This window comes from Lysinibacillus sp. RS11, from assembly GCF_042019215.1.
Classification (GTDB): Bacteria; Bacillota; Bacilli; order Bacillales_A; family Planococcaceae; genus Lysinibacillus; species Lysinibacillus xylanilyticus_A.
On the sequence record NZ_CP168124.1, the window covers coordinates 4,321,700 to 4,346,301 of the forward strand.

Genomic DNA, 24,602 nt, shown 5'->3' on the forward strand with positions numbered 1-24,602 from the left:
GAAAATGGGGTAAATATGAGCAAGTGTTTTTATTCACTTTGTATCTTTCCATAAGTCCCCCCGCCACCAGCTTCAATTGCTAATTGTCCTGTTCTTGCTAAATCGATCACCTTAGCAATCTTATATGGTACGATTTGTTCAAGCTGTTCTAGTGAAATTCGATGCAAGATCTTCATCTCTGTATCAAATGCTTGTAGTAATCTTTCCATCATTTTCGGCCCTAGACCTGGAATAAATTCCAGTGGTACTTGATGAATATATGGTGGTCGAACATGTTTATCCGTCAGCTGCTCTGATAGCTCTATAATACGTAAAGAAACCCCTTTAATAATTTGAGTACTTTCACAGTTAGTACAGATTGTCGCCATATTGCAAAGCTGTTCACCACATTTTGCACAGACGGTCTGATAATATTTACCAAGCAAAGGATTTAAGCCATAATTAGCTGTTATAGCTCGTTTTTGCTGTTCATGAAGCGCCATTTTTAATTCTGTAAAATTGGCATCAGATAGTCTTAATTTTTGATACTCGCGTGCAATTTTGCCAAGTGAATGTGCATCAGAATTGCTGACAAATGTGTATGCTTGAAGCTCTCTAATGTGACTCACCATATCAGTATCAGAACTTAAACCTAGCTCAATCGCATCTATAAGTTGGGGATCAAATACTTCTGTTAAACTACGATGTACCCCTTTTCCAAACAGGCTTTTAAATGGTGTAAAAACATGAGCAGGAATAAAAAGCCCTCCTAACTCACGAACCTTTTGTTGCAATGTTTGACCATCACAATAGATTCGCTGAGAGCTTAAATGGATATTTTTCATATGATGAGACATCCAATTTGAAAATTCCCTCATAAGCGAAAGTGTTGGAAAATAGGCAAGTACATGGATTGGTCCAAGGCAATGCTGATCATAAATCTCAATTTCCGTGCCTGGAATAAGGGTTGTGTCTTGATAACGAAGTCCTCCCTGTACTAGCTCCTTTAGCTCCCCTTGTTCAATCATCCCTACCATTTCATCCATTATCTCTGGTGCATGACAATCAATAATCCCGATAATATCTAGTCCCTTTCTTGTACTAGCAATCTCAAGAATTCTTGTTAATGTTAGCATCTTACTGCCCGTAATTTTGACAGCTCGTCCACTAGAAGTACGTCCAATATGAATATGTAAATCCGCATAGAAATCTTTCATCATTTGTAACAACTCCCATTGCATTATATACAAAGTAGAAATACCTCACATTGCTGCAAGGTATTCTCGCTTAATTTTTTATGAAGGGTGATGATTATTATTTGACTCATAGGCACTAGAACTCTGTGCTGGCATTGCTGAAGAATCATATGCCACTAATGTCACGCCAATTGTCTTCTCTAGCTCATTAATTTTGTCAAGCTGTTGCTGATCTAATTGTGCCAATTTAATCTCTTCCATTTTCATCAATTCCTTTCAGAAATAAAGTTCCCCGAATAGGAAATATGTATACACGGGAAAAATGACTGATTTTCAGTCATTTTCCTTTGACTTTATTTCAACTATTTTGTAACATTTAAATAAGCAGGTCAAAAGCGAGGGATTTCATGTCAAAGGAAGAGAAAATTATTCAGGCTGCTATTGAAGTTTTTCGTGAAAAAGGAATTGAAAAGGCTAAGGTTTCAGATATCGTAAAAGCTGCAGGTATCGCACAAGGAACATTTTATCTTTATTTCCCTTCACGGCTTTCAGTAATGCCAGCTATCGCGAAAGTTATGGTTGAAAAAATTATTACTGCAATTGAAGAAGGCGTATCAACTCAAAAGCCTTTTGAACAACAACTTGAAGAAGTTGTAGACGTTGGCTTTTCTATAACAAAAGAATATGGCGATCTCGTTGCACTCATCTATGCTGGTATTGCACAAACTGAGCATTTGAAAGAGTGGGAAAATATCTATGCTCCCTATTATGCATGGATGGATGATTTTTTATTACAAGCTCAACAACAAGGAACGATACGTGCTTCGATAGATACTTCACGGTCTTCCAAGCTCATTATAGGTTTAATCGAATCTGCAGCTGAACAAGTTTATTTGTTTGATGATTGCAAAGATGCAACGATGAAACTTGTTAAGCTCGAGCTCCTTGACTTTTTACACCATGCACTTGGCCTACGTCACCCATAAGTGACGTTCTCTTTTACATTAAAAATGACTGAATGTCAGTCATTGAAAACTATCACGTGAAAGGAATCTCTAATTATGCAAAAAGATTGGATATATGTTGGATTAACTAGTTTGTTTGAATTGTTTTGGATATTTGGTTTTAATGTTGCCGACTCTTGGTGGCATTGGGTTATTATCGTGTCCTTAATTGCGTTGGATTTTCATTTCTTATCGAAGGCTTGTGAAAATCTACCTACAGGAACTGTTTATGCGACTTTCGCTGGGGTCGGTACAATTGGTACTACATTAATGGACATTTTTATTTTTGACGGTGAATTTAATGCTATTAAAGGAATTTTCATTTTCATTATAGTACTGGGTGTTATTGGTCTTAATTTAGCTGATAACCCTTCAAAAGATCATGCTGAAAAGAAAGGAGCTAATGCATAATGGGTTGGTTACTTGTTTTATTAGCTGCAATTTCAGAAATTATCGGTGTTGTAGGTTTACGCTTTTATAGTCAGGAAAAAACTATACGTAATTTATTAATATATGCGGGCGGCTTTGGAATGTCCTTTGTGCTTTTGTATACATCCTTTAACTATTTACAGTTAAGCATTGCCTATGTAGTCTGGGTTGGAATTGGTACAGTTGGTGCTGTTCTCGTAAATATTATATTCTTCGGGGAGTCTAAAAATATGAAGAGGATTATTAGTATCATTGCTATTATCATTGGTGTGGCAGGATTGAAAGCAGTATCTTAATTTATTTGACTCCTATTCTTTGTATTATGGACCAATATTGGAAATTTACTTTTCGTTATAATTACTATATAAATGAAGAGAAAAGGAGTTTTGCTGAATGGTTTATTTGTTACAAGTTGATTTTACAATGGACGGTCCTTTTGGTGATGAAATGTCTGAAGGATTTAAAGATTTAGCTCATAGCATTAATGACGAACAAGGAATCATGTGGAAAATTTGGACTGAGGATACGGTAGCTAAAGAAGCTGGTGGTGTTTATTTATTCGAAACGAAGGAAAGCGCAGAAAAATATTTAGCCATGCACTCTGCTCGATTAACAAGCTTTGGGATAACAAATATTCGTGGTAAAATTTTTGAAGTTAATGAAGCTTTATCTTCTATTAACAATGGTCCTATCCATAAATAACAGGCGTATCTGTTATTACAGACACACCTCATAGCGATAATGGACAAGAAAATCTTTGTGAATGTTATTGCGCTTTAAATAAGGGTGGTTTCTGTTCCAAACTATTCGCTTTCGCACAAAAAACATCTGCGCTCAGTCGGAACGGAAATCACCCCTCGTTTTGCCGAAGAACCGTACTTTATTTATGTAGTTTTAAAGCTTTCTTCGTAAATTGCTCTGAGACATACGTTAAATAAGGCTTCCCTGTAAGTGGATGTGTTTGAATATCAGCGTAAACACCAAAAACATCTTGTAATAATGCTGGTGTAAGTACTTCTTCTGGTGTTCCAAAATTGACAATTCGCCCTTGCTGTAAAACATAAATTTGATCACAATACATAGCTGCAATGTTTAAATCATGTATTGCCGCAACAACTGTTAAATGTAGGGTTTGAATTAGATCCATTAGCTGCAATTGATGCTGAATATCTAGATGATTTGTTGGCTCATCTAAAATAAGCATCTGTGCTTGCTGAGCGAGGGCACGGGCAACCATCACACGCTTTTTTTCTCCGCCTGAAAGAGAACTAAAGCTACGTTTCTCTAAATGAGCAATTCCTGTTTGATCTAGTGCATTTTTTACAATTTGAAAATCTCGTTCCTGATCAAGCTCAAATAGTTTTTTATGTGGTGTTCTTCCCATACTGACTAAATCATGTACGGTAAAATCGAATACGACCGGCGTTTCTTGACTCACTACTGCTAAATTTTTCGCAATACTTTTACTCGATTGCTTTAAAATATCCTGTTCATTTAATAAAACTGTTCCACTTTCTGGTTTTAATAAACGATACATATTCTTTAATAGCGTTGACTTCCCACTACCATTTGGACCGATTAACCCAACAAATTGTTTTTCCTTTATTTGTACACTTACTTCATGTAATATGCGCTCATCAGAAATGGAGAAAGATACTTGTTTCGTCTCTAATGTCATATGCTTTAATCCCCTTCACCGAAAGAATAATTGTTACGACGTAGTAGCCAAATGAAAAACGGCCCTCCACAAAAAGCTGTGATAATTCCAATTGGCATTTCTTCAGGGGCAATTATAATCCGAGCAAGTGCATCTGCCCACACTAAGAAAATCGCCCCAAACAAAGCACTAATCGGTATGACATATTTATGGTTTGAACCTACGATCAGCCGTACAATATGCGGAATGATTAAGCCAACAAATCCGATTGAACCACTTACTGCGACAAGCACACCCGTTAATAACGATACTAATAAGATAAGCTGTATTCGAAATTGTTGTAAGTTAACCCCTAATGTAACCGCTGCTTCTTCCCCAAGAAGTAATAAATTTAAGCTTCGATAATGGAGCCATAACAAGGCAAATACCACGATAAAAATAACTGTAGGAATTAAAAGATTACTCCACTTCGCACCCGCTAAGCTTCCTAGCATCCAAAACATAACTGCCTTCATTCCGCCCTCTTGCTTCGACGTCATTAATATAAAATTTGAAATAGCAGATAAAATAAACGACACCGCCATCCCTGAAAGTAAAAGTCGAAAGACAGAAACTCTACCGCCAACACATGCTAAGAAGAAAACTAACGCCATTGCTGTCAGAGAACCTATAAATGCAGATACGGAAAGAGCATAAACGCCAAGAAATGAAAAAGCACCTAAAATGATGACAGCTGTGGCCCCAACCGTTGCACCAGAAGATATCCCTAAAATATATGGTTCGGCAATTGAATTACGGACAAGAGCCTGAATAGCTGCTCCTGCAATTGCCAACCCTGCTCCAACAATAGCAGCGAGCAATACACGCGGAACTCGTATTTGCCAAATAATAATTTCCTGTGAACGACTCCAATCTTGCTCGATTGAGTTTTGTACAATTGGTATTTTGGAAAGGATAACCTTCCATACGTGAATTGGCGTCACAGAAACCGATCCAACCATTATGGCAATTGTCATTGAAATGATTAGTACTAAAAGAAGAGTCATTGATAGTAGCATAATTTTTTTATTCATCTGTTTATTAACTCCTAATCATTAATAATAGACTTAATGAAGATAAAAAAAGGGTATTCCATGCAAAATACGCATAGAAATACCCTAGATTAAACAAAGTCAGAAAGATTCCCTTCTACTATTGTCCGTAATCGCTTTCATCCTCGTGGGCATTACAGATATTCGCTAATTGGCAGGTCTCCTGGCTTCGAATCAATGTCCCTATGATTGCCTTCCCATTCTAGAACAGTGGCCTAAATGCGTCGGATTTGCACCGACTTCCCTTTTAAGTGACACTTTTACAAGATGTCACACCATTTGCATCTGATATTTTAAAATTATGACGATTCTATCATATATTTTAATAGTTAGTCTATTACTAGTAATTATTTATCAAATTATGAAGGATAAACATTTTGTGTTAACCTATATAAAATATTAGGTTGACACAAAATGTTTATTTTTTTACACTATTATTATCAATATTACTTATTAGGGGTGAAATAATGACAACAGTAGCGGAACACTCGCATCACAAATTAAGAACAGTAGATATTGCTTATATTGGACTATTTTCAACATTGATGATGATTGGCGCTAATATTACTTCCTTTGTACCTTTTATGGTTGTTGGTGGCGTACCCATCACGCTACAAACATTTTTTGCTATATTAGCAGGACTTATTCTTGGCAGTAGAAAAGGTGCACTCGCTTGTACTGTTTATATGTGCATAGGTTTAGCAGGCGCCCCTGTATTTGCACGTTTCAGTGGGGGCTTTGGACAAATTTTAAGTCCTACATTCGGTTTTATTGTTACTTTTATATTAGCTGCATATGTTGCAGGGCTTATTGTAGAGCGCAGTGGAACGAAAAAAAGCTATGTAATTGCTGCTTTAATTGCAACAGCCATTAATTATTTACTTGGGACAAATTGGATGTACTTCGCCTACAAGTTATGGGCTAGTGCTCCAGAAGCTTTTTCTTATAAGATGGCATGGCTTTGGATGATGCCTCCATTACCAAAGGATATTATTTTAGCGATATTTGCCGGTATTTTTGCATACCGTCTACAAAAAATAGTAAAAATAATTCCTGTTAAATAACGTAAGCCCTTCTTTAGTTTAATGCTAAAGAGGGCTTTTTGTTTTAGGAATCCTATATGAATGCTGTCCACAATTTCTGCACATTTATTTGCTACATTAAGAGCAAATAGTGAGGAGGAATATAATATGTTATTCAAAAGAAAGTGGTCAATTGGCTTAATAGCAGCAGTAGCTTTACTAACATTATCGGCTTGCTCTGCCGATACAACTAAGTCAGAAGCCGATTCAAAAAATAACATCGAAACTGAACATAGCACAGAGATGGATCATTCCACGATGAACCATTCAAGCTCTGGCGCAGTACCAACAACTTTGAAAAATGCTGAAAATCCAAAGTTTCCAGTTGGAAGCATCGCCATTATCACGGATGGACACATGGCAGGTATGAAAGGCGCAGAAGCAACGATTGTTGGCGCTTATGATACGACAGCATACATTATCTCCTATGAGCCAACTACAGGTGAAAATCGCGTAGAAAATCATAAGTGGGTTATTCATGAGGAATTGATAAATCAAGGTGAGGCTCCATTAGCTCCGGGTACGGAAGTCAAAACCGATGCATCCCATATGGAAGGCATGGAAAATGCGACTGTCCATATCGATGAGGCAATACAAACGACAGTTTATATGATTGATTATACGTCTACAACAAATGGCGAGGCTGTAAAAAATCATAAATGGGTTACAGAAGAAGAGCTAGAAGCAAAATAAGAACTAAACGCTAGAGAGCCCGAAGCAAAAATAACGCTCCACCACTTTTGTCCGTGGGAGTGAAGCAACCTCAAGGATGTTGCGCTTTAGCCTAGACGACTATGCTCTAAACAGGCAAAAAAATCTATAGTTTCCTTCATAACAAAAACCAATCTTTGCGGAATCGTCAGAGATTGGTTTTTCTAGCTTCTATTTTCTATTAACTGACCTGTACCATTTGTATCCGATCCCCCAAACAGTCTGTAAATATTCATCCGCCGGGAAACCGCTTTTCCTTAATTTTTCTCGTAAATTACGGACATGTGAGTCGATTGTTCTATCTTCGATTGATACATGATAACCCCAAACAGTACTGATGAGATGCTCCCTTGAAAATACTTTATTTTGATAATCAAGAAATAACGCTAACATCGCAAATTCTTTCGGCGTTAAAGAAATAGCCTCTTGTTGAAAGGATAATTCAAAGGATTCTTTATTTAAACGGAGCCCTTCAAAGAAAATAACTTTTTCTTCAACTTTCGTTCTTCTTAATACCGCATTTATACGGGCTAGTAACTCTTCCTCATCGAAGGGCTTTAAAATATAGTCGTCTGCCCCAATATTTAACCCATTTATAATATCAGCCTGTTCCCCTTTTGCTGTTAGCATTATCACTGGTACATCCCAAAACTTCCTTATTTCCTGACAAGCTTGCCAGCCATCCATCTCTGGCATCATGATATCTAACAGCACTAAGTCTACATGATTTTCCTCTAAATAAACTAGAGCATCTTTAGCTGATGACATTGCTTTACAATGAAACGTAGGCTCTAAGTAAAGGATTAGTAAATCTAACATCCTAGGTTCATCATCAATTAATAATATTGTTTTCATTCGTTCCTACTCCTTAAACAATAATTCAAAAGTAGTCCCTTTATTTTCCTCACTAAAAACGGTTACTTCTCCTCCATGTGCATGTACAAGCTCTTTAACAATAGCAAGGCCTAAACCTGAACCCCCAAGAGCACGCGTACGAGATTTTTCTACTCTATAAAAGCGTTCAAAAATATAAGGTAAGTCCTTCTTCGGAATCCCTTTTCCAGTATCCTTTATGCTAATTTGTAAATAGCGACTGTGTCTTTTTACAATTATGGAAGTTGAATCTCCTGAGGAACAATAAGTTAATGCGTTATTTAAAAGATTTAAAATAATTTGTTCAAGTCTTGCCGAATCAGCCATTAATGTTAATCCCTCTTCACATTGAACAAAAAAGTGTATTTGTTTTTCCTGAAAAGCAGGGCTCAACTTTGTCTCAATATTGGCTAAAAACTTATCCAAATGAAGACTTTCTTTGTCAATAACAAAAGAGTTTTCATCCATTTTTGCTAAATCAAATAAGTCTTTTATTAAACGAGAAAGTCGATTGGTCTCTTCTATAATAATACCTAAATACTTTTGGCGATCCCGCTCCGTTAAATCACGTTTATAGAGAATATCTGTATAGCCTTTTATAAACGTTAATGGTGTTCTAAGCTCATGGGCAATACTTGATAAAAACTCCTTTCTTTCCTCTCTTAAATGATGTAAATCATCTGATAAAAGCTGTATTGCATTAGAAAGATCACTTAGTTCATCTTTACCATTCGTAGAAAGGGCCACTGTAAAATCCCCTTTACTCATTTTCAAAGTCGCTTCTTTCATCTGAACTAATGGAAAGGCAAGCTTTCTAGACAGAACAATAATGACTGCAATGGTCACCACTCCTGAAATAATACCTACAATTAGAAAATGTCTATTTAATCGTTCCATTAATGCATGGATGGAATCTGTATTTTGAAACATAAAAACATATCCAATTGTCGTTTGCTGTTTTTGGATAGGGCTAATTGTGGAAATATATTTTTCCTCCTGCCAATCCCCCTGCAAAACCTTACCATTATAAGGAACATTATCTTCGGAATTTTTAATATAAGCTTGTATTTCAGGATGTGGATGTGAAGCAGCTAATATTTTCCCAGTCTTATCTGTAATAACAACATCTGTATTTTCTTTTGATTCCATTAATACTACGTGAGCTAATGTTTCCTTCTCGAAATTTCGCTCTAATATTGTTCGATGCGAATTTCCCCTTGCCTGCAAGCTCGTTAATTCCTCTTCAACTCTAGAATTGGTTAAAGAAGCATGTAAAAATAACATCATAAATGTTTCAATACAAAATAATGTGATAAAAAAGATTATTCCTAGCTTAAATGAAAGTTTTTTCATCTCTAACCACCAATTTAGGATTTCATAAAAGTATAACGTTAAAGTGTGAAGATTTCATGCAGAAATAAATCTTATAAAACGAGAGGTTGATTTCCGTTCCGGCTGGGCGCTTTCCTTGGGGCGTCCAGCCGGAACGGAAATCAACCACTTCATATAGTATGTATCTTATCGCATGTCACTCTAATTCATAATGATAAAACAAAACTTCAGCAATAATGTTTATCTGTGTGAAAGAGTAGCGACTGCAACAACATAAGCGGAGGAAGCAGCCCGACGCTCACCTACAGGTAAACGAGTAGCATAGAACGGAAATCACCCTCATGTAAAGCGCCACAACATTCAAAAAAATTCCCTTGACCATTGTGTTTATCAATACTCAGAGGCGGGGACATAAGTATATTTTCAAAGCAAAATTACAATATTTCACATCAGAAAAGCGCGAGAAATCAACGTTTCTAAAATTGATTTCTCACGCTTTTTAAGGTTTTGACCAGTTATATCCCAGCTTCTTCTTATCTTTAAATGTATTTTTTCATCCAGTTTAAGAAGTTATCAATAACTACATCAAGGAATTTGACAGTACCCTCATCTGTTAAATTGCCTTCTCCATCAAACTTAGTGTGTACTGCACCAATATAAACATCATTACCGCTAAGTAATGGTGAATTAACACCAGGTGAGAATAAAATATCTCGTAAATGTAATTGTGCTTTAACAGTACCTAAGTTACCCATTGATGCCCCCATCATGAATGATGGCTTGCCAATCATTACTTTGTCCACACGGGATAACCAATCGATTGCGTTAACCATTACACCCGGCACAGTTCCATTATACTCTGGTGTCACCCAAAGAACTGCATCCGCCGCTTTTACTTGTGCTTTAAAATCAAGTACTATTTGTGGTGCTTCATTTTCAATATCTTGGTTATACATAGGTAAATCCTTTAAACTTAATACTTCAAGATCAAATTTCCCTGCATAACGCTTTTCAATAAATTTTGCTAATTGCATATTATAAGATTCTTTACGGATACTACCTACGATTGCAACTACTTTCAAGACGTTTCCTCCCCAATGTGAAAAAATTCTTTATTTGTAAATCAATTTCATTGTATACCGACCTAATAATAGGTTGCAAATTCTTCAACTGGTTTTCGATAACCACGTAGGCGGCGACTGCTTTCTTTTTCCTTACCTATTGTCATCATTAATGCAATTTCATGTGTTTCTGGGACATTAAAAAGAGCTCTCATTTGTTGCTGATCAAAGCCGATCATTGGGCATGTATCCCATCCGCGATTTTTGGCTGCTAGCATAAATAACATAGCTGAAAGTGAAGCGTTACGAATGGCTTCCTCCTTCATAAATTCCTCGCCACGTTCTTCATAAAATTTAGCGTTTTCATTAACGATATTTTCTAATTCACAAGCGTTAATAATGCCTAAGTCAACCATTCCTTGATTAAGGTTAGCAGTATTTTTATAGGCTTCTTTATCTCCTAATACAAGTATAACCGCTGAGGCTGAATGCACTTTATATTGCCCGTATGCTGCTTCTCGTACTTTTTCTTTTTTTTCTTCATCTAATACAACGATATAATTGGCATGTTGTAAATTAAAGGCGGATGGAACAAGCTTTACATCCTCCAAAATGGGACGTATATCTTCTTCACTCATCTTGATGCCCTCTATAAAATTATTTGCTGATCGGCGCTTATCTATTAGCTTTGCAAATTCCATCCAGCTGACCTCCTAAGAGTATGTAATTTCCATTCAGTAGAGACTTATATTTCTCTACTGAATGGGATTAAAAGCATTACTCATATTCTTTATCGAACGTAATAGCACTTCTTACAGTGTCAATAGGGCGAACAAGCTCTTCGATTTGCGCACGCTTTGGCTCTAAAAATGGTGGTAACGATAATTTTTCACCTAAAGTTTCATACGGCTCATCTCCCATAAATCCTGGGCCATCAGTAGCTAACTCGAATAAAATTTGTGGTGCTACTCGTGCATAAAGTGATTCAAAGAAGTGTCGATTTACGTAACCAGAAGTATGGAAACCAAAGCTTTCAAATCGTTCAGTCCATTCATCTAATACAGCACGATTCTCTACGCGGAATGCTGCATGGTGCACTGTACCGAAGCCTTGTCGAGCTACTGGTAAAACTGTGTTAAATTCTACAACCATTTGCGCACCATTTCCGCCTTCTCCAACCTCAAATAGATGGAAATCTCCTTCCTCCGCAATTTCTGTAAAGAGCATCACCTTCTCTAGCACCTCTTTGAAATGTTTAAAGTTAGCAACTCTAACAAAAACCGGACCTAAGCCTGTAATCGCATATTCAAGTGGTATCGGCCCATCTTGCCATGGTGTACCTGACGCAACACCTGTATTATTTTCATCAGAGATCAGTTGATATTGCTGATCGTCAAAATCGACGAAAGATAAAGTTTTCTTACCAAACTGTTCTTTAATACCTGTATGTTTAATATTTAATCGATCAAATCGTTTTAGCCAATAGTCCAATGCAACATCTGTCGGAACTCGGAATGATGTTTTTGAAATTTCGTTTGTTCCATGTACACCTTTTTGAATGTTCGGGAAGTCAAAGAAAGTCATATCTGTGCCAGCACTTCCTTTATCATCTGCAAAGAATAAATGATATGTTTGGATATCATCCTGATTAACCGTTTTTTTCACTAATCGCATGCCTAATACATGAGTAAAAAATTTATAATTCTCTTCTGCACTACTTGTAATAGCAGTAACGTGATGAATTCCTTTTAAATGGTTCATTCTATATTCCTCCTATTTATCTCGAATTCGAGATATTTACGTAAAAATTTTTTATTATTTTATTCCAAGCCAACCTTTTTCAAAGACAGAATCATTGTTTCCATCTCTAGTTGATCTAATACTTTAAATTTTTTGTTCATGCTTTGGAAATATTTCTTCCATAAAGTATTTCCTTCATATGTTAATAAATCATATGTGACACGACGATCCTTCGGGCAAGCATGTCGAGACACAAAGCCTTTTTGTTCGAGCTTATCAAACCAATTATCTTTAATTCGAGATAATAATATCATATAGACTTCTTAACAGCAAATCTTTTGTATTACTGTTATCTCCTATAGTACAATGTTGGCTCATTTATTCGTGCCCTTATGGGAGACGATCATCCTAGCGAAATTAAAAGAGCCAGTAATTATAGTGTTAACTAGCTCTTCATATTATAAATGCAACGAAGTTTTGTTATTTAATTCGTTTAAATTCCTTTTCATTACCATCAGCAAACTCAACTTCAACCTCAATCGATTGGAAGTCTTCAGTAATATGAAATACTGAGATTACTTGGTCTATTACCTCATCATTCGGTGTAGTAGAATCAAATGTCAGTTGCTTGAACAATGGTTCTAATTTTGTATAAGCAGCATCACCTTGAAGCTTTTCATTCTTACGTTCATCCTTTAGTCTCGCCTCTATGCCGGATTTTTTATTTTCATATTCCACCTCATAAGAATCCGTTGCAGAATAATCAACATCCAATGAAAGTTCCAAAAAATTAAACGTTATTTGTTCAGTAGCAGTATCGCTCACCTGCTGTCCTGTATTTTGTTTAGTTGGAGCATTAGCAGGGACGTCTTGAACTTTTTCCTTGGTACAACCATAAAGTATGACTGTCATTAACGAAACAACTAACCATAATTTCATTCTCATCTTGGCACTCCTTTCTTCAACTATTATTTCCATAATCGCCTATAAACAAACTAAAAAGAGTATCCCCAACTTAATTAGGAGATACCCTTTTCATTATCGATTACCAGTAATTACGACTGCTGTTATTTTCATTAACTGCTTTTGCTAAACGAACTGTTGAAACAGCTAAATCTGCATATGTCACTTTCTCAGTAGCATTAAATTTATTTTGCTGTGCATCCATTAGCCCCATTGCGCTTACTAAAGCAACATAGCCTGCATGCGCTGAATCAATTGTGCCTGCATCAGTGAAGTTTAATTTATAAATGTCACTATGTTTTGCTGCTTTTTCTAAATCTAGTGCACGTACTAACCATTGTGCCAGCTCTTGACGAGTCAATGTTGCATCAACTTCAAATTTATCCGCAGGTTGTAACATACCCATTCTTACAGCTTGTTCAACAGTTTCATATAATGGATGCTTTTTGTCAATATTATTAAAGGATTGCTTATCGTTGTCGCTACCATAAGGACCATACTCAAAGTATCCGTATGATAATGATTTTACTAATATTTTCAAAGCTTCTCCCTTTGTTACAGCTGCATCAGCATTAAAGTTTGCTGGATCTTTAACGTCTAACACATTTTGGCGTAGTAAATAAGTTAGTTCTTCTCCAGCTGTTGGATGTGAAATAGCTGGTTTTTCTTTAGAATCATCCGCTTTCAGTAGCCATTCGCCAGTTGTTGCATCAATACTATTGAATAGGATTCCATTATAAACTGGAGAGTATACTAAATTATAGTGGTTATTATCCTCTCCATCCTGTTTTGAATACTGCAGATTTAGTTTTAGCCCATCACTGAACATTGTTTTTGCTTTATCAGTAGAAATAGCCTTGTTTACAGATGGCCAATTATCAATCTTTTGATTATTAACATGTAAAGCACCTAATTTCCCATCTGCATTAATAGCAACAGAAATTTCATCCCCCATTACAGCAATGCCATTAACAATACGTGGGAACGAGAAGTTATATTGCTTACTATCTTTATCATACATTGGATCTTCTAGTGGTTTTGAATAGTTATGAAGATGTGACGGAGCGAACTCTTTTAAATAGCCAATTGCCTTTGCTAACGCAGCATCTTTTGAGATTGGCTCTACTTTATCATTCATCTCAAAGAATTCATTACCCATATTCCAGAAGTTTACAATCTCACCTGTTGCTTTGTTCACTTCAATTGATGAGCCTGAGCCATGATTTCCATAATCATACATGTAATTTACTGAATAAATTGTCTCGCCATTTTCATTTTCTCTTTCATCAATCGCTTCAATTCGTAGCTTTACTTTGTCTGAATCAACTTTTAAGAGAGACTTTGCTAACTCTTCAACTTCAGCTACTGTCATGTTCTTCTTTCTAGGCTCAAGCGGTTGTGCTGAAAGTTTTTCAACACCTTTTGTTTTTGGTACTTGTGAAGTAAAACCATTTGTTGTTTGCCATTGTCCATTTAAAGCATTTACACCCATGAAGCTAGAAGGCATGTACACAAGCTTAGCAATTGCTTCTTCTGATTGGTAGTTATAGTCAATAAAATAACGTAACTCTACTGACAAGTTTTCGCGAATCTGTGCAAGTATGTCTGCCTCACTCTTTTTCTGTTCTAAGCTGTCAAATGTTGATTTACTAGTTGACTCAGTATTACGATACATACTCACAACTTCACCATTTGCTAGAACTTCAATATGCATATTCTCGTCACTAAATGGCACACCATTATGAGTTGGCGAATAAGCGAATGAATACGAAATTGGTTCAGTTATCGGTCTACTGAAATAAAAATCATCATTCCCTAAATCTTCACGAAGTTTGTAATTAGCAGTATTAGGCATTTTCTTTAGGAAATCTTCAGCAACTTTTTTTGCATCAGCCTTTGAATATTTAGCAGGATAAATTGCATCCGCTACATTAGCAGGTTGATAGTAGAAGTGTTCTAATTCTAAATTGTCGCCTTTAAAAGTAAAACCACCAAAAACGTCTTTGCCATTGACTTTCTTATGGAAGCTTAAATCATAGCGTACCGTTTTATCATCACTATAGTAATGCCCTTGTCCCATGTCGAAATCATTTTCTGTGACAAAATTAAATTTATCTCCAAACAGTGTCTGCACTTGCTTAACAAGCATACTTTTTGTTACTTTAGTTTCTTTTGAATCTACTTGAATTGCAACTCTTTCTGGAGATTCCTTAACATTTGCAGAAGCCTGTGCCATTGGAGAAAGTACCCCAACAGAAAATGCTGTAGACGTTAGTATAATACCTAATTTTTTAAACTTACCCAAAATATCCCTCCTAAAATACTATTTACCATAATTATAATATACATTACCAAAAATAGAAATGATATTTACAGATTTTTTCCACTTTGAAGAAAATAGATTGGGCAACTCGCGATTTCTATATCTCCTAAAGCTTCTCATTTCTTCACCACATCAAAATTCGATCCAATTAATAACCAATTTTGCGGGAATGGTAGACCCAACTTCCAATAGCCTACTCCTCGAAGTTTGTACTGTTTGATTAAATTGAACTTCGCCTGAATGGATCTTGCATCCTCGAACCATACGATATGTGCTTTACCTTGCTCATCATAGTATTCAAAGAAAGGTGCCTGAGATCTCAAATCATACTGAATAGCGGCATTATATTTCTTAGCAATCTCGATAGCTGCTTGTGGACTAACTGCTTTTGCATATGGCCCCCCTTGTACAAAGGGCAGCGTCCAGTCATAGCCATATAAATTTTGTCCTAGTAAAATTTTGTTCCGAGGTATTTCACTTACTGCATATTTTACAACCTCCTCTACCTCTGGAAGTGGCGACACTGCCATAGGAGGCCCGGCAGAATATCCCCATTCATAAGTCATTAGCATAACAAAATCGACTATTTCGCCATGTGCCTTATAATCATGTGCCTCAGTCCACGGACCTCGCTCACTAGCACTTGTTTTGGGAGCGAGCGCTGTCGATACTGTATAGCCTTGTGGATGGAATCGGTTCACAGCTCTCCTTAAAAAATTGTTATACGCCTCGCGTTGATCGCCCGGCAAATGCTCAAAATCGAAATGTATATCTTTAACGTTTCCTAATCGCTTTGCCTCTTCAAGAATATTATCGAAGAGCAAATCCTGTACTGCTGTACTTTGAAAAATATCTCTTGCTAACTCACCACTAAAAGTAAAATCCTCCAAATTTGAGACAACCATTGCTAGAGAAGCTCCTGTATCATTAGCAATTTGCGGTACACCTTGACTTGGCGGTCTCTTAAGCGTCCCATCTCGTCTTGCCTCATAGCTAAACAAAGCAAGATAAGTTAAAAATGGACCCGCTTCTCTTGCCTGATTCAATAATGGTTCACTAACGGATGCCCCTCTCGGCTCTAAATACGCCAATGTTTCAGCTCTTGTTTTTGGTTGAGGTGGAATATAAAGTCTCAGACCCACTGATAAAGGTTGATTCGGGTTAATACCGTTTACTTGTGCGAGCGTTAAATAATTGATGCCAAAGCGTTGGCTAATAGTCCAAAGACTATCCCCTGGCTGCACATAATAAAAGCTCCCGACAATTGGAATCACAAGAGCTTGCCCTACAACTAATCGATTGGGTTCAGGAATTTGATTGGCATCTACAATTTTCTGAACTGTCGTCCCATAAGCCTGCGCAATCCCCCAGACAGAATCCCCTGCTCGTACAACATGTATTTGAATGTCAGTGCCTCCTTTGAAATATTAAACTGTCGATTCATTACAGTCATACTTAAATTACATTTACCCGAGTATTTTAAAAATAAACATCTTTTGCAATGAACCGGACAATACCAATTAATCTTATGACAATGGAAATAGCTTTATTCGGTTATTTGCTTCTAATAAAATTGATAAACAAAAAAGCATTCGTTGCATATAGACGCATCGAATGCTTTGATTTCCCTTATTTCAGCGAAGGGACCTTGTTTTCATTGATTTCTTTATAGTATTTATGACACGCTCGAAAATAGAATAGAAAAAAGAAATAAGCAAGTAACTGTGGTACATAACCTATAAAATGAACATTTTCTCGCATACTTGCATCAATATTTATTGAAAATGACTGTATGACAAAGCCACAAAGCATAAATGCTATAAACTTTTGATATGTTTTAAATGTTTTAGCTTCTAAAGGTTTATTTTTATGAATGTGCAATAATAACTGGAAAACAACGTACATAAAGACGATGAATAAAAATTGCATAAACTGTACCCCAATTTCCCCTAGCATCTTATAACCTAGCCATTGATCTAACTCCACAAAAAAAGATAATACGGCTAAAATAATGGCGAAATTTTTCGACCAACGCTTTAAATTATGAAATGATGGCAGTAAGTGGATACCATATGCAAAAAATAAATAGCCAATAAAATCTGGATAGATATCTGGTAAGCCAAAAAAACTTAAATCTATAAAAACACAGCACACACCGTTAAATAAATGTTCGTAAGGCTTTTTCATTATTTTATGCCTCCCTCTGTTGTTTTCATCAAATAGTTATCCTGTTGAATTTCATCTATATGATCTTGTTTACTATCATAGGATTCACTATAACTTGGTTGCACAATAGGTTCATCTATGTTTTGTTTCTCTGCATATACTAGGTTCCCAACAAATGTCAAGAAAGACAATGCGAACGTCATGTAGACAAGTTTTCCCCTCGTAAGCCCTTTATAATAAACGAACAAAATAAACAACAAGAGCGCAAGCAATAGAAAAATGACTACTAGATGTGTAAAGTTTTTCTCCTGATTGATGGTTAACTGTGCTGCATTTTTCAGTTCGAACGATTGCCCTCCACCAATCATGAAGACAAATAGAAGAACGGCTAATGTCACAGGAACGGTTAGGATCGTTGCAACAGTAAATCGTTTTGTTTTCTTTATATGACTCTTTTGTAGCTCTCTACGCAATTGATTGGAGAAATCTACATCCGGATCTTTATCAGGGCGTTTTTTTAATGCGTCAAATAACTCGTAATCACGTTCGTCCATCAATCATCCCTCCCTACCTTTTTTCGAAGTCTTGCCAGGGCTCGGTGAAAATCAACGCGCACTTTGACTTCCGAGATACCCAAAATTGCAGCTGTTTCCTGAATAGTGTAGTCTTTTAACATTCGGCAAATAATGATTGTTCGATCATGTGATTTTAACGTCATTAGTGCCTCTTGTACTGTTTCCCATTGTTCATGTAGTTCTACCATTTCTAGAGGCTCAGGAACTTCCTTTAACCCAGGCTGCCAGCTAAGTTTTTCTATTAATAGACGTTTTATTTTCTGCCTTCTATGTATGTCTACTGCTGTATTTCGTGCAATTGATATGATCCAAGTTTTTACTTTATCTTTATCCTTTAAATGATCTAACTGCTTCATCACTTTAAAAAACGTTTCTTGCGTAATATCCTCTGCCTCTTGCTTGCTATTTGTATAATAAAGCGCAAAATGATACACATCACGATAATAACAATCGTACAAATGTTCTATTTTCGATATATCCTTATGCAAAACTTCACCCCACTTTCTACACTCACAAATAAGTCGTCGCAACAATTTATTTGTTACACTTTTCCCAAATTTTTTTATACAACTAACGTAAAATGCCTCATTCTTTTCGCCATTTACTCTCTTGTATAATGAAGTTACTGTAAGGAGGTGTTAGATTGCGTTTATTTTACCAACAAAAAACAATCGGCAAAAAATCACGTAAACTTCAAAAAATTCCATTTACTATTGAAGAGCCTGTCTATACTTTGAAAGATTTACTTACGCAACTTGTAACACAAGAAGTTCAGAATTATAACGAAAAAGCACTGGATACTCCGCTCCATATTTATATTACTGATCAGCAGCTAGAGGAGGCAGTACAGCATGGAAAAGTACATTTTGGTGAGAAAAAAAATGCCTCTGTACAGTCTATAGACCAAGCTATATCGACAGTGCTTCAAGCCTTTGAAGATGAACTTTTCTTAGTACTCCATAATGAGGAACAATTGAATTCACTTACTACACCATTAACAATACAAGAAGACGATGTTTTTACATTTATTAAACTAACAATGCTAGCAGGACGCATTTGGTAAGGAGCGATTCTCATGACACTTACACATGAACAAAATGTACAATTGCAAAATAAAATAGATACTGCACCAATAGCTATTCAGCCACTAGCCACAGCATTGCTTCACTATATGGATAATCGTGATCATGATATTGAGCGACAAGTTGCTAAATTAAATGTCACAACACTTGAGGAGCTATTTGCTGGGCCACTATTCGATGTTCTTACACTCTTTTCTTCACAAGAGCGTGCACAAACTATTAAGAAACTGGCATTACGTTACGATACAGCAATGTTTCAGACCGGCTTTATGCGTAGATCATTTCGTTCTGCACAACCCGTACAGGACCACCTTTCTCAATGCTTACAATTAATTGAAGAAATGCTGACATTTGAAGAAATGAATCTGCAGGAATTACTGATAAATCACAATCAATTTGAGCATGGTTCTTACCCTAACTATAGCTCCTTTGTCATTAAAAATGAGAATACAAAGGTAATGCCCTTTAATGTTTTTGAACAAATGCTTGCTGAAGAACTGTCATTAGAAAACTCTGTTATTGAAGAAGCGGTTGAAAATATATTATTTGACGAGCATCAGGGTACCTTTTTTGGATACCCACTGATAAGAGGTATTTTCAAATCAACCAATACTCGTATGCATGAGGCACTTGGTAAACTATTAGTTGCTGCTGCACGGCAAGAGGGACTACGTCAAGCCATTGTAGAAAATATTGATCATGGTACTCTCGATGCGCAGCTGACAATTATGAAGCTTATTCAGGAGCATCAGCTCACTCGCTTCTCCTCCGTGATTCGCGCTGTCGATACATGGATGGGACTTGGCTATAATAGCTTCGAAAATCAAAAAGTAACAGAGGAAGTATTATCGTTAGCGATTCAAGCAATTGAAGACGACCAGTTCGCCGTTGAGCTACTAAAAAGTGAGCGAACGATCGATATTTACGTGGCACTTTGGGCAATTTCTACAAAGGATTACACGAAACTCGATACTATTTTGCCAGAGTTGTTAAACCGCGAAAAGCATATCCAGCTGACAACACTTGCATTTTTAAAAAATCTAGGGAAAACTTCCTTCACTGCACAGTATGTCAAGGATCTTATTTTAACAACGACGGATATTGAGCTATTTACATTTGCTTGGGGCAATTTCCTATATGCAAATAACTATATTAATAGTGAATATGCTAGAGATAACGATTGGGTTAAAGATTTACAAAAGTTCATGCAAGACAATACCCAGCTACAAGGTATTGAATACTCTCTATTTGAACAGCTTGAATGGGCAAAGAGCAAAATCACGAAAGATGGTATAACAATTACAGGAAAACCTTTATCATTCGTCTATGCACACTTGTCGTTAGAAGATTTAATTTCAACACAAATCATTTTAGCCCACCATTTACAAGATGAAGAGCTATTTCAACGTATTATTGCGGATGCAGATTCTTACTCTCCTACAAGTAGAATCGGTCTTCTTAATATTTATTGTCTTGACGATACTACGCAAGGAAAGCGCGATTTTCTATTTAGCGCTTTACGAGATCGAAGCTCCATCAATCGTTCCCTTGCGTTGAACAAAATACAATCACTAACACCTACAGACGATGAAGTTTTAAAAATTGAGGACCTTTTAGCGAATAAATCAGGCTCACTTCGTAAAGAAGCCATTTCACTCTTAAAGCTTCAGCCGCAAGAGAAAATATTGCAAAGTGCCGAACGACTCATACAGGACAAGAAGCAGTTGAAGCGACTTGGTGGGCTTGAGTTGTTGTTGGAAGCCTCTAAAGAATATCACTTAGCCAGTGAGCAAATAGCCACATTCTGTGACCTGCTTCCGAAAGTAACGAAGACAGAACAAGTGATGTTAGATCAATTGTTAACAAGTGATGTTCCAGAATATAACGAGGGCAATGGCTTTGGTTTATATACGCCTCACCCTCCTATTCAATACGACAACATCACTAATATTGATATAAAGATGAACGGTATGGAAGCATGGCAGCAGCTTGTTCCTTTATATATACAGGAAACAATGCCACTGGAAAAATTCTTTAATTACAATGTAGAGAAGCTGTTGTTAAAGCTTGAACAACTTATTCAACTATTGGATGCTAATGCCCACTATGAGTACGAGACATATCAATGGAATGATACGCCGATTACAACAACATTAGGGCAAACATTTAACATCGTTGCTGCGAAAACAGAAAATAATCGAAATGCAAGTCTCGATGTATATCCGATACCAGATGAAATTCTCCAGTGGATAAAGAGGTCCAAATTCAGTACAGAGGATTTAGCTTATTTTAACTTTTATAACAATCTATCTGAACATCCTGCGGTACATGAACTGAGCGAAGCAGCACAAACCTTAATCGCTCCATTCTTTAATTATGCAGAAATAAAAGAATTTGTTGCTAAGTTTAACAACTTAAAGTATCAGCGAACATTGGAACGAATTTTCACTGTACTTTCCCAAGATTTAGATAATGTCTCTGGAGAGCAGGCGCTTCATAAAGAGGCTGTCGCATTACTAACACAGCATGCACCTGAGTTTAATGCTTTTGAACAAGCAATCGGTATTATGCTTCAGCTTTTAACACAAATATCGGCCGAGCAGTGGAAGCTTGAGGTACGAGAGAGGGACTATTATTATAGCTCTACTTCAACTATAGTAGCTTTAGATGTTATTGGTACTTTTGTTCATCGATGCTTCTCTGACTATACGACTTACGGTGAATATGTCAAAATGCTTGCCATTAACGAAGAGTTAACAAAGAGGAAGCAGACAGAGCAATATAGCCCAACTATATACAATCTAAACCTATTCCAATATTTAGATGCTTGTAAAGCAGGCTTGTTCACTACGGATCATTTATTTGAAACCATCTTCACAGATACATTAGCCTCTGAAATACTTGGTGCACCAAGTAAATTAACGGAGCGTTATCAACAGTCATTTGAAGACTTATCGAATCTCTTTGCTGTTCGTGAGCAGGCCATTGATCGCATTTTAGAGATAGAGCTTATGCGTGGTGATATTCCTACAGCAGTAACGAAACTCGCTAGTAGAATTTCTTATATAGAGGGTATTGATTATTTCTTAAAGATTTTACAAGCATTAGATGGTGAAAAGCTTGCTCGTGGCTATATTTGGCAAGCGGAAACGAAAAAGGATGTTTTTTCTCGCCTACTTGCAAGCTGCTATCCTAAAAAGGAAGAAACTGCGCAGCAATTAAAAGATGCGTGGGAAAAAACAGATATTTCAAAAGAACGCTTAATTGAAGCGATGATGTATAACCAACATTGGGTCGACCTTGTTAGTGACTTGATTGATTGGGAAGGATTAAAAGAATCAGCATGGTACTTTATCGCCCATACAACCGACTATTTATCAGACTTTGCTAAAGATCAGATTGCTCTTTTCTCAAGCATTACTGCTGATGACTTCCGTGATGGTGCATTTGATTTAGCTTGGTTCCAAAGTGCGTATCAAACAATAGGCGCCAAAAATTTCAAGATTGTATATGATGCAGCAAAATATGCATCGGAGGGAGCTAACCACCGTCGAGCACAGCTTTATGCAGATACAGCAATAGGCAAGCTTAGTCCAGAACCGTTAATGGAAGAAATTCGTGATAAACGCAATAAAGATAAACTACGTGCACTCGGACTTATTCCACTAAAAAAATCGGATCAACAGGATGCGCTAACACGCTATCAATTTATCCAACAGTTTTTAAAGGAAAGCAAACAATTTGGTGCACAGCGTCGTGCTAGTGAAGCACGTGCAGCCAGTATTGGGCTCGAAAATTTAGCACGAAATGCAGGAGATGGCGAAACAACACGCTTCACATGGCGCATGGAACTAGCCGCCTTTACCGATATCAAGCATTTATTCGATGCACAACAAATCGAACATATTACTGCACAGCTACAAATTGATGAAGATTCAAATGTTACGATGATCGTTGAAAAGGATGGGAAGCGACTAAAAAATATTCCTGCTGCACTAAAAAAACATGCGCAAGTTGTAGAATTGCAGGAGGCAAGAAAAGAATTACAGGAGCAATATAAAAGAGCACGCCCAGCACTCGAACAGGCAATGGAGCTTGAAACTAAATTCTTTGCCGAAGAGCTGATCAATTTATTAGAGCACCCGATTTTAGCTCCACTTCTCCAAAAACTCATCTTTAAAAAAGAAGAACATGTAGGATGGCTAACTAAGGATGGTCTAAAGCTACTAACAGACGACATAGTATCGCTTGCTCCTACAGCTATATTAACAATCGCCCATCCGTATCACCTACTGCAAAGTGGACAATGGCGACAATGGCAAGCTACTATGTTCGAACACGAAATAAAACAGCCATTTAAGCAAATATTCCGTGAGCTGTATGTAATAAATGCAGATGAACAAGGACAAAAAAGATCATTGCGTTATGCGGGACATCAAGTAAATCCTTCTCAAACGGTTGCACTCCTAAAAACACGGGGTTGGCAAATTAGTTATGATGAAGGACCACGAAAAGTGTATTACAAAGAAAACATCGTTGCCTCCTTGTATGCGCAGGCAGATTGGTTTACACCAGCAGAAATCGAAGCACCGGCTATTGAAGGTGTCTATTTCTACAATCGATTAACTGGTAAAGACCTAGTATTAGATGACATTCCTGCAACGATATTCTCAGAAGTGATGCGAGATATTGACCTCGTTGTAAGTGTTGCACATGTCGGTGGTGTTGATCCTGAAGCGAGCCATTCTACAATTGATATGCGTAGTGTCATTGTAGAAGAATTAGCGAAGCTATTAAAGTTAACAAATGTCGAAGTGAAAAAGCAGCATGCACTTATTGAAGGCAAACTTGCTAGCTATTCATTGCACTTAGGCAGTGGCGTTGTCCATCAAGTGGGCGGTTCAATGATTCCAATAATCGCCGTACCATCTCAGCATCGCGGACGCATTTTCTTACCAATGGTGGATGATGATCCGCGTACAGCCGAGATTATGTCAAAGCTTTTACTGTTAAGTGAGGATACAAAAATTAAAGATCCAGCTATTTTAGGACATATTCGTAGCTACGAGCAAATGCGCTAAAGCCTCATGTGCACAAAAACAGGAAACGGTCGCTAGATGATTTTCGTCACCTGTTGTTAAAATTGCAATGCCCTCCATTTAAATATTGGAGGGCATTTATAGTGTTGAAAACAAACTGGTCAGGAAGATCTTTGTGAATGTTGTGGTTCTTTAACATAAAGGTGATTTATTAAGGTGTCATAGTATAGCTCTTCGGCAAAACGAAGCGCAGCAAAAACAGATATACAATCGCCCTAACTGTTATAAGTCTATTATGA

24 protein-coding genes and 1 riboswitch are annotated in these 24,602 nt (G+C 36.8%); of the genes, 8 read left to right on the forward strand and 16 right to left on the reverse strand.

Features of this window, described 5'->3' with window-relative positions; translation table 11 throughout:
* Nucleotides 1-29 precede the first annotated feature (29 nt).
* Both AB9L17_RS22285 and AB9L17_RS22290 read right to left on the reverse strand, forming a co-directional pair.
* Nucleotides 30-1,196: an endonuclease Q family protein gene (locus AB9L17_RS22285; RefSeq protein WP_375200824.1), complete on the reverse strand. Its 1,167-nt coding sequence runs from the start codon at nt 1,194-1,196 to the stop codon at nt 30-32.
* 78 nt (nt 1,197-1,274) lie between these two features.
* Nucleotides 1,275-1,436 (reverse strand): hypothetical protein, encoded by a 162-nt coding sequence (locus AB9L17_RS22290; protein ID WP_175401818.1) that lies wholly within the window; start codon nt 1,434-1,436, stop codon nt 1,275-1,277.
* A gap of 146 nt (nt 1,437-1,582) precedes the next feature.
* On the opposite strand from AB9L17_RS22290, the gene AB9L17_RS22295 reads away from it, so the two are divergent.
* From AB9L17_RS22295 to AB9L17_RS22310, 4 genes are all read left to right on the forward strand, one after another.
* Nucleotides 1,583-2,161, forward strand: a complete 579-nt coding sequence (locus AB9L17_RS22295; protein WP_068986429.1) for a TetR family transcriptional regulator — start codon at nt 1,583-1,585, stop codon at nt 2,159-2,161.
* A 75-nt stretch (nt 2,162-2,236) separates the two neighbouring features.
* Nucleotides 2,237-2,590 carry a DMT family transporter gene (locus AB9L17_RS22300; protein WP_068986430.1) on the forward strand — a complete coding sequence of 118 codons (354 nt, stop codon included), beginning with the start codon at nt 2,237-2,239 and terminating at the stop codon, nt 2,588-2,590.
* Entirely contained in the window at nt 2,590-2,904 is a 315-nt protein-coding gene (locus AB9L17_RS22305; protein WP_068986431.1) for a DMT family transporter, read from the forward strand. The genes AB9L17_RS22300 and AB9L17_RS22305 overlap by 1 nt, the downstream gene beginning before the upstream one ends.
* Before the next feature lie 97 nt (nt 2,905-3,001).
* Nucleotides 3,002-3,310, forward strand: coding sequence for a monooxygenase (locus AB9L17_RS22310; protein ID WP_068986432.1), 309 nt, complete (start codon nt 3,002-3,004; stop codon nt 3,308-3,310).
* A gap of 178 nt (nt 3,311-3,488) precedes the next feature.
* On the opposite strand, the gene AB9L17_RS22315 is transcribed toward AB9L17_RS22310, so the two are convergent.
* Together AB9L17_RS22315 and AB9L17_RS22320 are read right to left on the reverse strand one after the other, a co-directional pair.
* Complete coding sequence (locus AB9L17_RS22315; protein ID WP_068986433.1) at nt 3,489-4,286, reverse strand: ABC transporter ATP-binding protein; 798 nt, start codon at nt 4,284-4,286, stop codon at nt 3,489-3,491.
* A gap of 5 nt (nt 4,287-4,291) precedes the next feature.
* Nucleotides 4,292-5,338, reverse strand: coding sequence for a FecCD family ABC transporter permease (locus AB9L17_RS22320; protein ID WP_068986434.1), 1,047 nt, complete (start codon nt 5,336-5,338; stop codon nt 4,292-4,294).
* 154 nt (nt 5,339-5,492) lie between these two features.
* Nucleotides 5,493-5,651: riboswitch (cobalamin riboswitch) on the reverse strand.
* 172 nt (nt 5,652-5,823) lie between these two features.
* Between AB9L17_RS22320 and AB9L17_RS22325 the strand changes: the two genes are divergently transcribed.
* Nucleotides 5,824-6,420, forward strand: a complete 597-nt coding sequence (locus AB9L17_RS22325; RefSeq protein WP_068986435.1) for a biotin transporter BioY — start codon at nt 5,824-5,826, stop codon at nt 6,418-6,420.
* A 126-nt stretch (nt 6,421-6,546) separates the two neighbouring features.
* Nucleotides 6,547-7,131 (forward strand): YdhK family protein, encoded by a 585-nt coding sequence (locus tag AB9L17_RS22330; RefSeq protein ID WP_068986436.1) that lies wholly within the window; start codon nt 6,547-6,549, stop codon nt 7,129-7,131.
* Between the two features lie 189 nt (nt 7,132-7,320).
* Here the strand turns inward: AB9L17_RS22330 and AB9L17_RS22335 are convergent, their stop codons facing one another.
* From AB9L17_RS22335 to AB9L17_RS22390, 12 genes are all read right to left on the reverse strand, one after another.
* Entirely contained in the window at nt 7,321-8,004 is a 684-nt protein-coding gene (locus AB9L17_RS22335) for a response regulator transcription factor (RefSeq protein ID WP_223555350.1), read from the reverse strand.
* A 6-nt stretch (nt 8,005-8,010) separates the two neighbouring features.
* A complete protein-coding gene (locus tag AB9L17_RS22340) occupies nt 8,011-9,375 on the reverse strand; it encodes a sensor histidine kinase (protein WP_139114491.1) in 1,365 nt (454 codons plus the stop codon).
* 518 nt (nt 9,376-9,893) lie between these two features.
* Nucleotides 9,894-10,436, reverse strand: coding sequence for an NADPH-dependent FMN reductase (locus tag AB9L17_RS22345; protein WP_068986438.1), 543 nt, complete (start codon nt 10,434-10,436; stop codon nt 9,894-9,896).
* A 62-nt stretch (nt 10,437-10,498) separates the two neighbouring features.
* Nucleotides 10,499-11,116, reverse strand: a complete 618-nt coding sequence (locus AB9L17_RS22350; RefSeq protein WP_068986439.1) for a nitroreductase family protein — start codon at nt 11,114-11,116, stop codon at nt 10,499-10,501.
* A gap of 76 nt (nt 11,117-11,192) precedes the next feature.
* On the reverse strand, nt 11,193-12,176 hold the full coding sequence (locus AB9L17_RS22355) for a ring-cleaving dioxygenase (protein ID WP_223555348.1): 984 nt from the start codon (nt 12,174-12,176) through the stop codon (nt 11,193-11,195).
* A 59-nt stretch (nt 12,177-12,235) separates the two neighbouring features.
* Nucleotides 12,236-12,469: a MarR family transcriptional regulator gene (locus AB9L17_RS22360; RefSeq protein WP_068986441.1), complete on the reverse strand. Its 234-nt coding sequence runs from the start codon at nt 12,467-12,469 to the stop codon at nt 12,236-12,238.
* A 166-nt stretch (nt 12,470-12,635) separates the two neighbouring features.
* Nucleotides 12,636-13,100 (reverse strand): YusW family protein, encoded by a 465-nt coding sequence (locus AB9L17_RS22365; protein WP_068986442.1) that lies wholly within the window; start codon nt 13,098-13,100, stop codon nt 12,636-12,638.
* Between the two features lie 100 nt (nt 13,101-13,200).
* Nucleotides 13,201-15,423 carry a YcdB/YcdC domain-containing protein gene (locus tag AB9L17_RS22370; RefSeq protein WP_068986443.1) on the reverse strand — a complete coding sequence of 741 codons (2,223 nt, stop codon included), beginning with the start codon at nt 15,421-15,423 and terminating at the stop codon, nt 13,201-13,203.
* Between the two features lie 134 nt (nt 15,424-15,557).
* The gene (locus AB9L17_RS22375) at nt 15,558-16,847 is read right to left on the reverse strand and encodes a glycoside hydrolase family 18 protein (RefSeq protein ID WP_068986444.1); all 1,290 of its coding nucleotides are present in this window, start codon (nt 16,845-16,847) and stop codon (nt 15,558-15,560) included.
* A gap of 223 nt (nt 16,848-17,070) precedes the next feature.
* The gene (locus tag AB9L17_RS22380; protein WP_068986445.1) at nt 17,071-17,628 is read right to left on the reverse strand and encodes a hypothetical protein; all 558 of its coding nucleotides are present in this window, start codon (nt 17,626-17,628) and stop codon (nt 17,071-17,073) included.
* A complete protein-coding gene (locus AB9L17_RS22385) occupies nt 17,628-18,161 on the reverse strand; it encodes a hypothetical protein (protein ID WP_068986446.1) in 534 nt (177 codons plus the stop codon). Before AB9L17_RS22385 ends, AB9L17_RS22380 begins: the two co-directional genes overlap by 1 nt.
* Nucleotides 18,161-18,670, reverse strand: a complete 510-nt coding sequence (locus tag AB9L17_RS22390) for an RNA polymerase sigma factor (RefSeq protein ID WP_175401819.1) — start codon at nt 18,668-18,670, stop codon at nt 18,161-18,163. Before AB9L17_RS22390 ends, AB9L17_RS22385 begins: the two co-directional genes overlap by 1 nt.
* A 155-nt stretch (nt 18,671-18,825) precedes the next feature.
* On the opposite strand from AB9L17_RS22390, the gene AB9L17_RS22395 reads away from it, so the two are divergent.
* Both AB9L17_RS22395 and AB9L17_RS22400 read left to right on the forward strand, forming a co-directional pair.
* Complete coding sequence (locus AB9L17_RS22395; RefSeq protein ID WP_068986447.1) at nt 18,826-19,245, forward strand: hypothetical protein; 420 nt, start codon at nt 18,826-18,828, stop codon at nt 19,243-19,245.
* Nucleotides 19,246-19,257: 12 nt separating this feature from the next.
* Nucleotides 19,258-24,345, forward strand: coding sequence for a DUF4132 domain-containing protein (locus AB9L17_RS22400; protein WP_375199817.1), 5,088 nt, complete (start codon nt 19,258-19,260; stop codon nt 24,343-24,345).
* The last annotated feature ends 257 nt before the right edge of the window (nt 24,346-24,602 follow it).

Bases quoted from the DNA above. Each gene is read 5' to 3' on its own strand.
- AB9L17_RS22285 (WP_375200824.1), bottom strand. From the start codon at position 1,196: ATGAAAGATTTCTATGCGGATTTACATATTCATATTGGACGTACTTCT.
- AB9L17_RS22290 (WP_175401818.1), bottom strand. From the start codon at position 1,436: ATGGAAGAGATTAAATTGGCACAATTAGATCAGCAACAGCTTGACAAA.
- AB9L17_RS22295 (WP_068986429.1), top strand. From the start codon at position 1,583: ATGTCAAAGGAAGAGAAAATTATTCAGGCTGCTATTGAAGTTTTTCGT.
- AB9L17_RS22300 (WP_068986430.1), top strand. From the start codon at position 2,237: ATGCAAAAAGATTGGATATATGTTGGATTAACTAGTTTGTTTGAATTG.
- AB9L17_RS22305 (WP_068986431.1), top strand. From the start codon at position 2,590: ATGGGTTGGTTACTTGTTTTATTAGCTGCAATTTCAGAAATTATCGGT.
- AB9L17_RS22310 (WP_068986432.1), top strand. From the start codon at position 3,002: ATGGTTTATTTGTTACAAGTTGATTTTACAATGGACGGTCCTTTTGGT.
- AB9L17_RS22315 (WP_068986433.1), bottom strand. From the start codon at position 4,286: ATGACATTAGAGACGAAACAAGTATCTTTCTCCATTTCTGATGAGCGC.
- AB9L17_RS22320 (WP_068986434.1), bottom strand. From the start codon at position 5,338: ATGAATAAAAAAATTATGCTACTATCAATGACTCTTCTTTTAGTACTA.
- AB9L17_RS22325 (WP_068986435.1), top strand. From the start codon at position 5,824: ATGACAACAGTAGCGGAACACTCGCATCACAAATTAAGAACAGTAGAT.
- AB9L17_RS22330 (WP_068986436.1), top strand. From the start codon at position 6,547: ATGTTATTCAAAAGAAAGTGGTCAATTGGCTTAATAGCAGCAGTAGCT.
- AB9L17_RS22335 (WP_223555350.1), bottom strand. From the start codon at position 8,004: ATGAAAACAATATTATTAATTGATGATGAACCTAGGATGTTAGATTTA.
- AB9L17_RS22340 (WP_139114491.1), bottom strand. From the start codon at position 9,375: ATGAAAAAACTTTCATTTAAGCTAGGAATAATCTTTTTTATCACATTA.
- AB9L17_RS22350 (WP_068986439.1), bottom strand. From the start codon at position 11,116: ATGGAATTTGCAAAGCTAATAGATAAGCGCCGATCAGCAAATAATTTT.
- AB9L17_RS22355 (WP_223555348.1), bottom strand. From the start codon at position 12,176: ATGAACCATTTAAAAGGAATTCATCACGTTACTGCTATTACAAGTAGT.
- AB9L17_RS22360 (WP_068986441.1), bottom strand. From the start codon at position 12,469: ATGATATTATTATCTCGAATTAAAGATAATTGGTTTGATAAGCTCGAA.
- AB9L17_RS22365 (WP_068986442.1), bottom strand. From the start codon at position 13,100: ATGAGAATGAAATTATGGTTAGTTGTTTCGTTAATGACAGTCATACTT.
- AB9L17_RS22380 (WP_068986445.1), bottom strand. From the start codon at position 17,628: ATGAAAAAGCCTTACGAACATTTATTTAACGGTGTGTGCTGTGTTTTT.
- AB9L17_RS22385 (WP_068986446.1), bottom strand. From the start codon at position 18,161: ATGGACGAACGTGATTACGAGTTATTTGACGCATTAAAAAAACGCCCT.
- AB9L17_RS22400 (WP_375199817.1), top strand. From the start codon at position 19,258: ATGACACTTACACATGAACAAAATGTACAATTGCAAAATAAAATAGAT.